This is a genomic window from Candidatus Protochlamydia sp. W-9, assembly GCF_001950615.1.
Lineage (GTDB): Bacteria > Chlamydiota > Chlamydiia > Chlamydiales > Parachlamydiaceae > Protochlamydia > Protochlamydia amoebophila.
Window position 1 is genome coordinate 1 of the sequence record NZ_BCPZ01000277.1, and the last position, 10,242, is coordinate 10,242.

The window sequence follows — 10,242 nt, forward strand, 5'->3', positions numbered from 1 at the left end:
ATGATAAGCAATAAATAAGTTTTCCTTGCTTTAAAAAGCCTTCGAAATCTATTAAAAATATGATTAAGGTATTAGATTTCTTGAAATTTTTGTTAAACACAAAGAATTGGTTAGATTCATAAAATTAAAACTTTATAAAAAATGAAAAATAAGGAAATTTTTAAATTTTTAATTTTCCTTGCCATCCTAGTTTTTCTCTTAGAGTAGCGAAATAATCATGCCTTTCTAAGCAAACTAAATCAAAAGTTTGAGAAGAAATAGAAGCATGAAAAATTTCGTTTGTTGATAAGCTAAAACTCGATATGCCATCTGAGGAAACTTCAACGGGAGCGTAGGAACTTAAATATTTAACTTGAATAGATATTTCTGGCATTAAAACAATGGGGCGATTAGAAATCGTATGGGGACAAATAGGAGTAAGAACAAAAGCTTTTAATTCTGGCGTTAAAATCGGGCCGCCGGCTGCCAAAGAGTATGCTGTTGATCCACTAGGAGTCGAGATAATCATCCCGTCAGCTGAAAAAGTGTTGAGATAGTTTCCATCCACATAAATAGCTAAATCAATTAAGCATGGATTCTGAGCACGGTGAATAACGGCTTCATTAACTGCAAAACAAGAGGGCTTACATAATACTGAACCTTCCATCATCATCCGTTTTTGAACACGATAACGTCCTTTAATTAAATCTTCTAAGCTTGGAAAAATGCCATCTAACGGAATGTCAGCTAAAAAACCAAGACTTCCTAAATTAATTCCAAGTAAAGGAGCATGAATAGTTGGGTGTTTATGAATGAGTCGTAAGATTGTGCCATCTCCTCCGAGGGAAATACGAAAATTGATATGTTGAACGTTTACCTGTGATAGGGGAAATACGTTTAATTGTTTGGCATGCTTATCTTCGGCAGTAATTTCAATATTTCGAGAACTCAAAAACTGGCAAATCTCTGCTGCAATTTTTAAGGAGGGATCTTTACTTTCATTAGGAAATAGTGCAATCATCATAGCATATCTACTTGTTCAAGTATGTCTTACAAACTTTGAAAATAATTTAAGCAACAGGATTAAGAGTATTTTGTGTTATTAAATTAAAATGAGATTGAATTTGTCTGAAAATTTTTTCAGGCACCAAGCCAATTTCGTTTAAAAGATCTTGATTTCTACCATGATCGAGAAAAGCTTCGGGTATTCCCAAATTTAAAACTTGTATTTGATTAAATCCTTGTCCAACTAAAAAGTTGTTAATAATCGAGCCCATCCCAGAAACAACACTATGTTCTTCAATGGTGACAATTTTATTGTGATTTAGAAGCAGCTTACAAAAAAGTTCTGAGTCTAATGGTTTAACAAAAATAGGATCTAAAACTGTAGCTTCAATGCCAGTCTGAGCTAATAGATCTCGGACTTTTAATGCCGCCTGATTCATATGACCTAAGGCGACAATTAAAATTTCGTTGCCTTCGATTAGAACTTCTCCCTTTCCTAATTCTCTTTCACAAATAGGATGATTAAATTCTTCGGTCATTAAGTTTGGATAACGGATAGCCGTTGGCCTTTTCCAACTAAAAGCTGATTCCATCAACTCTTTTAAAACCTGTCCATTACGAGGCTGTGCAATAATCATATTTGGCATCGCATTCAAAAATGAAATATCATAGATCCCGTGATGGGTAGAACCATCAGGTCCTGAAATTCCTGCTCGATCAATGGCAAATACGACCGGTAACTCTTGCAAGCAAATATCATGAAAAACGTTGTCAAAAGCTCTTTGTAAGAAAGTTGCATAAATAGAGGCGACTATTTTCATTTTACCTCCATATGCCATACCCCCTGCAAAAGTAATCGCATGAGATTCAGCAATACCCACATCAATACAGCGTTCAGGAAAAGTTTTCATAAAATCATCTAAGCAAGACCCTGCAGACATGGCTGGGGTTATTGCCACAATGCTAGGATCTTTTTCAGCCATTTTTAGAAGATGAGAACCAAATATTTTGGGAAAAGTAGGTTTGGTTACCGGGTTTGGTAAAAATTTACCAGTATCTTTACTAAACGGCTTGGCTCCATGGTAAGAGATTGGATTTTTGATGGCTTCATCCATTCCTTCCCCTTTTCTGGTCAAAACGTGAATGATAACTGGCCAGTTAGAGTCTTTTACACCTTCTAAAACATCCACTAGTTTTTTTGTGTCGTGTCCATCAATCGGTCCTATATAAGAAAGACCATATTGTTCAAAATAAACAGCAGGGCTCACCAAGTTTTTTAAAGATTCAGTAATTTTATGTCCTTGTTGTGAAAGAATGGGACCATAATTAGGTATTTTAGAAACGATTGTATCAAGCTCTTGGTGAATTTTATTGGTTGTAGGATTACTTAGTAAGCGACTTAAAATATGCGTAATTGCTCCCACATTTTTAGAAATAGACATAGCATTATCATTGAGAATTACGATAAAGCGTTTAAGCTCTCGAGAAATATTGTTTAGAGCCTCTAAAGTTAATCCACATGTTAAAGTTGCATCACCAATAATTGGGATAATATAATCTTTTCTTTTGGTTAAGTCTCTATTTTTGGCAACACCTAATGCTAAGGAAAGAGCGGTTCCTGCATGTCCTGCATGGAAGTGATCATGAATAGATTCCTTAGGATGCGAAAATCCACACAATCCTTTGAATTGCCTAATTTCATGAAAGCGATCATTTCGACCTGTTAGTAATTTATGAACATAAGTTTGGTGACTAACATCCCAGATAAATTTGTCATCAGGGGAATCAAAAACTTTATGCAGAGCTAAAGTGAGTTCAACCACACCTAAATTTGAGGCTAAATGTCCTCCATTAACAGATAAAACTTCAATAATGCGTTGTCTAATTTCATGAGCTAAGTATTTGAGATCACTATAGGAAAGATTTTTGATATCATTGGGATGATTCAGATTTGATAGAATTGATTGTGTCATTCAAAATCCTTTATAGTCACTTAATTAAAAATCATCTCTCAAAAAGTTTTTATTGACATTCTAAGACGGAAGACTGCAATAAAAAGATAAATTAAGAGGTGGAAGCGATCTTAAAATCTTGAATGATAGGTTTGTCGTCGTTTCCTAGTGTTAATTCACCACTACGGTTTTTGACTAGAATCTCTATTTTTCGTTCAGCATCATTTAATCGTTTATTGCAAATTATTATTAATTGATCAGCTTCTTCATAAAGTTTAAGAGATTCATCAAGGCTTACTGTACCGCTATTCATCTTTTCAAGAATTTCTTCTAAGCGGCATAAAGCTGTTTCAAAGCTAGTAGTAGGTTCTTGATCAGATGGATTATTCACGAGGATTCACTTCGTTGATAGTGATTAAGGCTTCGCCGTCAGACAATAAGAGCTTGGCTTTTTGCCCTTTTTTAAGTTTACATATTGAATTTATAACGAATACTTCTTTTTCCGCAAATAGAATACTATAGCCTTGTTTTAAAAGATTTTTGGGATCAACAGCTTTTAAAATATTAGTTATATGTAAAATTTTCTGTTTTGAAGATAAAATTCGATCTTTGATTAATTGATTATTTTTGATTCTATAATCTTTTCCTTTAAAAAGATATTTTTTTTGCCCAATTAAATAGGTCCACTGTTGTTTTAAACGATATTCAATTTGTTGAATCTTTTTTTTATTTTGCAAAAGTAGATCTTTCATTTTTCTTGAAAAAATACCATTCCAGTCTCTCAAATGCTTTCTAAGGTGAATGATTTGATTAGATGGTTTTAAGAGCTGGGTTTGGCGAGTAAAAGATTCTAATTGATGTTTTTTGAAAGTAATAATTTGTTTGAGTTGGTTAGAAAGATCCTCTTTCAAATCATCAAGTTTTTGCATTCTCCATTCTGTAATAACATGAGGATGGGTAATAAAAAGATGTTTGCTAAAACCTTTTAAACGGTAGTGCCCTGATTGGATAAGATTTTGAATAGCTTGCTGTATTCGCCTTCTTAAAGTTTTTAAATGTTCAAGTTGTTGATTTTTTTCTGAAATGACAATCTCTGCGGCAGCAGAAGGCGTGGGAGCTCTAATATCTGCAACATAATCAGCGATGCAATGATCTGTTTCATGCCCAACAGCACTAATAATCGGGATTCGACTGTTATAAATTGCTTCAGCAACAATTTCTTCATTGAAAGGCCATAAATCTTCTAAACTTCCTCCACCTCTTCCTACAATTAAAACATCAACTAATTGATATCGGTTGAATTGTTCGATTGCACGAGCAATTTCTTTTGCTGCTCCTTCTCCTTGAACTTTGACAGGATTAAGTATGAGATGAAAACCTGAAAAACGACGTGTTAAAATTTGTAAAATATCTTGAATAACTGCTCCTGTGGGACTGGTTATCACACCGATTTTTTTAGGAAAACGAGGAATCAGTTTTTTATGAATCGCTTTAAACCAACCTTTTTGATGAAGTTTAATTTTGAGCTGTTCTAATTTCTGAAGAAGTTCCCCTATACCCACATAAGAAAGCTCTCGAATAATTAGCTGATAATTCCCTTTAGGTGGATAAACACTTATTTCTCCTTTTATCATGACATGATCACCACCCTTTGGAGGGGTTTTCAACAAAGAAGCCTCAGCTTTAAACATCACGGCAGAAATTTGAGCTGTTGCATCTTTTAGAGAAAAGTAAAAGTGACCAGATGATTGCTCTTTAAAATTGCTGATTTCACCCTGTAAATAAATAAAAGGAAACATCGACTCTAAATTGAGTTTGATGGCTTGAGTCAATTGTGTAACCGTTAATAGCGGAGGGGTGTCTGATTGCATAAAACTCAAATTAAATATTTTTAAAATTGCAATTTGTGAATCGTATGATGTATATCATCTGGCGCTTAAGCTTGGGTTTACCAACCTTTTTTATGTATACAGCAATCTCAAACCATGAGATAATAATTGATTTACGTTTTTTTTAACAATTAATGAATAGTTAATTTTTTTAATTTAAAAGCATATTATATATTAATATCAAAAAAATATTTACAAAATTAATTAGTAACAGGTAAAAATGGATTTTAATCTAAAATTTTTTTTAATAAATTTTAATGAAGGATTTACGTTTTTTCTGATTTTTCCGAGTATTATCCTTTTTGGACTTTATCTAACGTTTAAATTGCAATTTGTTCAAATATCAAAGCTAAAAATGAGTTTTTGTTGCTTACTTAAAAAAGATCAAGAATGTCAAGGAAATATCAGCCATTATCAAGCAATTTCAGCCGTTTTAGCCGGTAATTTTGGGACGGGAAATATTTCGGGTATGGCTGTTGCTATTTCAACAGGTGGTCCGGGTGCCCTTGTTTGGATGTGGATTATGGCTTTTTTAGGTGCCTCCATTCAGTATGTTAGTTGTGTTTTAGGTGTTAAATATCGAAAACTTAACTCTAACGGTGAGTATGTAGGGGGGCCTATGTACTATTTAACCGACGGCCTTAATATGAAAGTATTAGGAACGTTGTTTAGTCTATTTACCATTTTTGGTGCTTTAACAGTAGGAAATTTTGCACAAATCAATTCAGCAACACTTCCATTGATAAAATTAGGTTTAGATCCTTTTATTTGTAGCTTATTTATTGCTTTATTTGTTGGTGTTGTTTTAGTAGGGGGAGTGCAAAGAGTTGCCAAGCTTGCTTCAATTATTGTTCCTATTAAGGCAGCCCTTTATTTAGGAACAGCATTTGTTATTCTTTGGCTTCATGCCGATCAAGTGATGCCTGCTTTCGAACTCATGATAAAAGCTGCGTTTGTTCCGCAATCTGCTTTTGGAGGAGTAATGGGATTTAGTGTTGTTAAAGCTATCTCTACAGGATTTGATCGGGGAGTTTTTGCAACTGATGCCGGAACAGGAATTGTGCCAATTTTGCAATCAAGTGCTCGTACGACTAATCCTATTGTGGATGGAGTGGTTACTCTAGTTGCTTCTTTTTTAGTAATGATTGTTTGTACAGCGACAGGGCTAACTTTGATTGTGACAGGAGCTTGGCAAGTGGAGGGATTACAGAGCACCAATATGGTTACCCACGCTTTTCAAGTAGGCTTAGGAAGCTCGATTGGAGCATTTATCGTAATTACTGCCCTGATTTTATTTGCTTATACGACTATTCTAGCTTGGGCATATTGTGCAGAAAAAGCTGTAGATTTTTTGTGGGGAAGTAAATATGCAGGCTATTTTAAGTATATTTATATTGTTTTTATTCCCATCGGAGCTCTAATTCATGTTGATTTGATTTGGAGGCTTGCCGATATCGCAATTTCCTTGATGTTGTTTACTAACTTGATTGGTATTATCAGCTTGTCTAAAGAAGTTATTGATGATAATCGTTTGTTTTTTTTAAAAAAATCAGATTATTTATCGCATACAAATTTAATGCCCACAACGCCAAATGAATAAAAATTATTTTAAATATAAGGGATAAGAGAAAATATTAATTACCTGCTTGGCTTTGTTTTCTAAAAGCATTAGCAGCTAAGTGAGCTTGCCTAGTTGGTTCAGGCAAACGATATCCTTTTACACAGCTTAATACATATTCAATAGCTGTTCTTAAAGATACGCGATGGCCTGTAGAAATAATGAGTGGTTTGCAGCGAAGCTTAGTTCGCACGAGGGCTCCAATTTCTTTCCCATAAGCATACAAAAAAACATAATCACCCACACAGGAACCTAAGTCTTTTTTCGGTTCTCCAAAAAGAATATTTTTAGCAACTCCTATTGTAGGAATATTGACTAACACTCCAATATGACTCGCAATACCCAACCTTCGAGGATGAGATATTCCTTGACCATCCACAAAAATCATGTCTGGAAGTTTTGGAAGATTTCCCAATGCATCAATAAGTGCAGGAGCTTCTCTGAAACCTAAAAATCCAGGAATATAGGGGAAGGTTTGCCTTTGGGATACACTGTTATGAAATTGGACAGATAACATTTTAGAGTCTAAAAGTATGGCTGTTGCATAAATGATTTGTTTAGGATCGAAAAGATTATTGCTAACATCCATGCCTCCGAAAAACTCTGGGGTGTTAAATTCATCTTCTAAACAAATGCGGTTGGCAAGTTCTTTTTGAATGATAGTTGCTTTTTCTATCGAATCAGGTTGTAAAAAGCTGGGGTCAAAATTAAAACGTTGGCTCATTTGATAATGTCCTAACAAATTTTTTAATAAGTTTTATTTTACATGATAGACACAGGAAATCAAAACAAATGATGAGAAGTTTATTTTTTGTGTTGTGATCCTTTGACCTGAGTCGTAAAGCAGTAATAATAAGGTAGAAGCTCTTTAAAAAATAATAAAATTTTCTCTTGGCACATTTCAAGAGGTTGTTTAGATTCCTTAAAAGTTAGAAAGCCTATATTTGGATCAATAATTAGCAAGGATTAACGTAACAATACGGATAGTTATTTTTTGAAAAATAAAATAATTATTTGTTATTATGCGTTTAATTTGGTTTACGTAGCTTTTTTAATTAAACAAATATAATAACCATGAATTTAATTTAGATGGAAAATTCTATTTACATTCTTATGTAAAATGATCATAGTAAATTTATCGACTAGCAAATGCGAAAGTTGTTCTTTGACTTTTAAGCTGGAGAAGAGCTCTTCGCTAGACAAAAATCAGATATTTTCGGTGATTTTGAAAGAATCAAGATTTGGAGAAAATTATGGTTATTGAAATAAGTGTAGCAGCGATAGCTATAGCTTTTATTTTTTTGGTGATTTATCTTGTATGCTTGTGTAAATCGGCGCGTATTATGTTAAATCAACTTAATCATTTAATTATTGATGTTCGTCAACAATTAGATGGTATAAAAGAAGAGGCAAAAAAAACGATTGAAAATACAAATCAAATTAGTTTGGATTTAAAGCATAAAATTGAGGCATTTGGTCCCTTGTTTCAATCGTTGGAAAATATTGGAGAAGCTTTAGAATATAAAGCAGAGGCTTTTAGACAAAAGACGCTTCGTTTCTATAGTGGCCGTGCAAAAGAATTCTTACGTTCTTCTTTTAGAAACGAAACAAGTGAAGAATTACCTTTCAAAAAAAATAGGGATGAAAGCCCCGAGTTACCATTAGTCGCAGAAATTCTTGAATTAGCAAGCCAAGGCTGCCGCCTATGGCAAAATCTAAAGAAAAGGAGATAATCGATGACTTCAAAAACAACCCATACAAAAGATTTTTTCGCAGGAGCTGTAATTGGTAGTTTACTAGGTGGTGTAACTGCACTTCTTACAGCGCCAAAAGCAGGAAAAAGGTTACGTCAAGAGATGAGTGATTTTTACAGCGATGTATCAGATCAGTCTCATGATATTGCAGATAATATTTCCAAAAAAACTAGATCCGCCATGAAATCTTTTGGATCCCATTCCAACGAATTAGCGGATAAAGCTAAATGTTTATATTGCGGAGTAAAAAAAATGATGGGATGTGAACAGGAAGAGGAAGAGGAAACCTGCACAAAAGATTTAATGATGGGCGGGGTTATTGGCGGAATATTAGGTGCTGTGGTAGGGCTTTTGCTTGCTCCTAAATCTGGTAGTGAGCTGAGAGATGATATTGTCGAAGGATATGAAAAAGTGAGTGATAAAACTCGTGGTATGGCAGATCAGTTTTCCAAAAATGGAAAAAAAATGGCCACAACTGCGTATTCGAAGACCAACAAATGGCTTGAGCTGGCAAAGGGCATAGTCCATGAGTGGACTGATGCAGCAGAAGAAAAAACCGAAAATTTTACCAGTCAAGCTAAACATCGTATGGATGATTTAATGGATTGGGCTGCTTTAGGTTATCGTGTTTGGCAAGGTATTAACAAAAAACGATAAATTCTAGCAAGTAAAGATCAAGGATGGTTCCTATGAATAAAAAGATCCTTTTAGGAAGCCTGGCTGGGGGCTTTGTCGGATTGACAACAGCTTTATTATTAGCACCGAAGTCGGGTAATCAACTCATTAAGGATGCTTACAAGCCTTTATTTCCATTACTTCGCCAGCTTTTTTCGTATGCAAAAAAAAATGATGAGGGGGAAAATTCACAAATTCCCCTAGCTAATCCTCGCAAATCCATAAGAAAAGCGAAGATAAAAACAGCTGCCAAAGCTGTTCCAAAACCTAAAAAATCTGTTAGCTCAACAACTAAGAAGCTTCCTGCTGCAAAGAAGTCTGCTGCAAAAAGCACATCTCATGAATCTTCAACAAAGGTAAATGAATGATAAACTCTTTTGATTTTTAATGAGTTGAAATTTTCCCTTAAAGAGCTAATTTTTTAAAATTCTAATATGTGAATTTTTTGCCATCTCTTTAAGGGGAAATTTAAAATTGTTTTTGTTTCCTTTCTGCAATCTATCTGTTTTCTGTCTAAAGAAACATTTTTTAGCTCTTAACAACTATAAAATTTGTATAAGAAACGTGATTTTATCAACGAAAATTTTTTGTATTACAAAAGAAATTGTGCACATTGGTTGCCGATATGCAAAATAGGTCTGCTGGCTAAAAAATTGAAAAACCAAATGAAAGTTTCTTTTGCATCAGTCAATCTTCTCGTTGAAGAGGTTTCTGTCATTTGACATTGAAAATATTTATTAATGAATAGATTAATCCGACGAAAAGATTGATAGAAAAGTTGAAGAAGGATAGGACAAGCAAAGCAAACAGCTAAAATGCTAATCACATGGCGAGGATGCCAAGGATTAACTTCAAAAATTGTATTAGGACCAAAGTAAACTTCCATTTGAAGAGGAGAAAAAAAATAATAGGAAACTTCCGTAATCAAAGCGAATCCCGGGCGAGAGGCTACAGCACTCAAAATAAGAGAAATTTTACTGCAAATGATACTGAAAATGTGAATTTTAGATATTCCTATATTAGTAGAAAATAAAGCATTTAATAAATGTCGGCCTTTTGAGATTTGATAAAGATTACAAATCTCAAGAATTCCAAAGGTACAAGTTAAAATGCTTGCACAATTTTTGATAATTTCCTTCAAGAAGATAGAGTTTAAATAGAAATTACTAAATAAAATACCGTCTGCGACAAGTTCAATGTTCGAACTCATAATTATTTCCGTTTAGTGCATGTCAGTTCAAAAATAATAAATAGCGGATAAAAAAAGAAATATTATACTTATTTCTACATAAACTGCAACAAACTCTAACACTGTATCACATAGAATTGGTGATAAGTTAGATTCTAAAGAGGAATTAAAAGATTAAAAC

10 protein-coding genes are annotated in these 10,242 nt (G+C 33.8%); 4 read left to right on the plus strand and 6 right to left on the minus strand.

Annotated elements, in window-relative coordinates; translation table 11 throughout:
• Positions 1-160 precede the first annotated feature (160 nt).
• The 4 genes from BU804_RS08135 to xseA all read right to left on the minus strand — a co-directional run bounded on the left by BU804_RS08135 (position 161) and on the right by xseA (position 4,807).
• On the minus strand, positions 161-1,003 hold the full coding sequence (locus BU804_RS08135) for an NAD(+)/NADH kinase (RefSeq protein WP_075883674.1): 843 nt from the start codon (positions 1,001-1,003) through the stop codon (positions 161-163).
• 46 nt (positions 1,004-1,049) lie between these two features.
• On the minus strand, positions 1,050-2,957 hold the full coding sequence (locus BU804_RS08140) for a 1-deoxy-D-xylulose-5-phosphate synthase (RefSeq protein WP_075883675.1): 1,908 nt from the start codon (positions 2,955-2,957) through the stop codon (positions 1,050-1,052).
• A gap of 91 nt (positions 2,958-3,048) precedes the next feature.
• The gene (locus tag BU804_RS08145) at positions 3,049-3,327 is read right to left on the minus strand and encodes an exodeoxyribonuclease VII small subunit (protein WP_039357294.1); all 279 of its coding nucleotides are present in this window, start codon (positions 3,325-3,327) and stop codon (positions 3,049-3,051) included.
• Positions 3,320-4,807 (minus strand): exodeoxyribonuclease VII large subunit, encoded by a 1,488-nt coding sequence (xseA, locus tag BU804_RS08150; RefSeq protein ID WP_075883676.1) that lies wholly within the window; start codon positions 4,805-4,807, stop codon positions 3,320-3,322. Before xseA ends, BU804_RS08145 begins: the two co-directional genes overlap by 8 nt.
• A gap of 238 nt (positions 4,808-5,045) precedes the next feature.
• On the opposite strand from xseA, the gene BU804_RS08155 reads away from it, so the two are divergent.
• Positions 5,046-6,425, plus strand: coding sequence for an alanine/glycine:cation symporter family protein (locus BU804_RS08155; RefSeq protein ID WP_079988669.1), 1,380 nt, complete (start codon positions 5,046-5,048; stop codon positions 6,423-6,425).
• 34 nt (positions 6,426-6,459) lie between these two features.
• Here the strand turns inward: BU804_RS08155 and nfi are convergent, their stop codons facing one another.
• Positions 6,460-7,167: a deoxyribonuclease V gene (nfi, locus tag BU804_RS08160; RefSeq protein WP_075883677.1), complete on the minus strand. Its 708-nt coding sequence runs from the start codon at positions 7,165-7,167 to the stop codon at positions 6,460-6,462.
• A 529-nt stretch (positions 7,168-7,696) separates the two neighbouring features.
• Here nfi and BU804_RS08165 point away from each other — a divergent pair.
• The 3 genes from BU804_RS08165 to BU804_RS08175 are packed head-to-tail and all read left to right on the plus strand — an operon-like array spanning position 7,697 to position 9,240.
• A complete protein-coding gene (locus BU804_RS08165) occupies positions 7,697-8,176 on the plus strand; it encodes a DUF948 domain-containing protein (protein WP_075883678.1) in 480 nt (159 codons plus the stop codon).
• A gap of 3 nt (positions 8,177-8,179) precedes the next feature.
• Complete coding sequence (locus BU804_RS08170) at positions 8,180-8,854, plus strand: YtxH domain-containing protein (protein WP_075883679.1); 675 nt, start codon at positions 8,180-8,182, stop codon at positions 8,852-8,854.
• 32 nt (positions 8,855-8,886) lie between these two features.
• Positions 8,887-9,240: a hypothetical protein gene (locus BU804_RS08175; protein WP_075883680.1), complete on the plus strand. Its 354-nt coding sequence runs from the start codon at positions 8,887-8,889 to the stop codon at positions 9,238-9,240.
• Between the two features lie 224 nt (positions 9,241-9,464).
• On the opposite strand, the gene BU804_RS08180 is transcribed toward BU804_RS08175, so the two are convergent.
• Positions 9,465-10,082 carry a hypothetical protein gene (locus BU804_RS08180; protein ID WP_011175178.1) on the minus strand — a complete coding sequence of 206 codons (618 nt, stop codon included), beginning with the start codon at positions 10,080-10,082 and terminating at the stop codon, positions 9,465-9,467.
• Between the last annotated feature and the right edge of the window lie 160 nt (positions 10,083-10,242).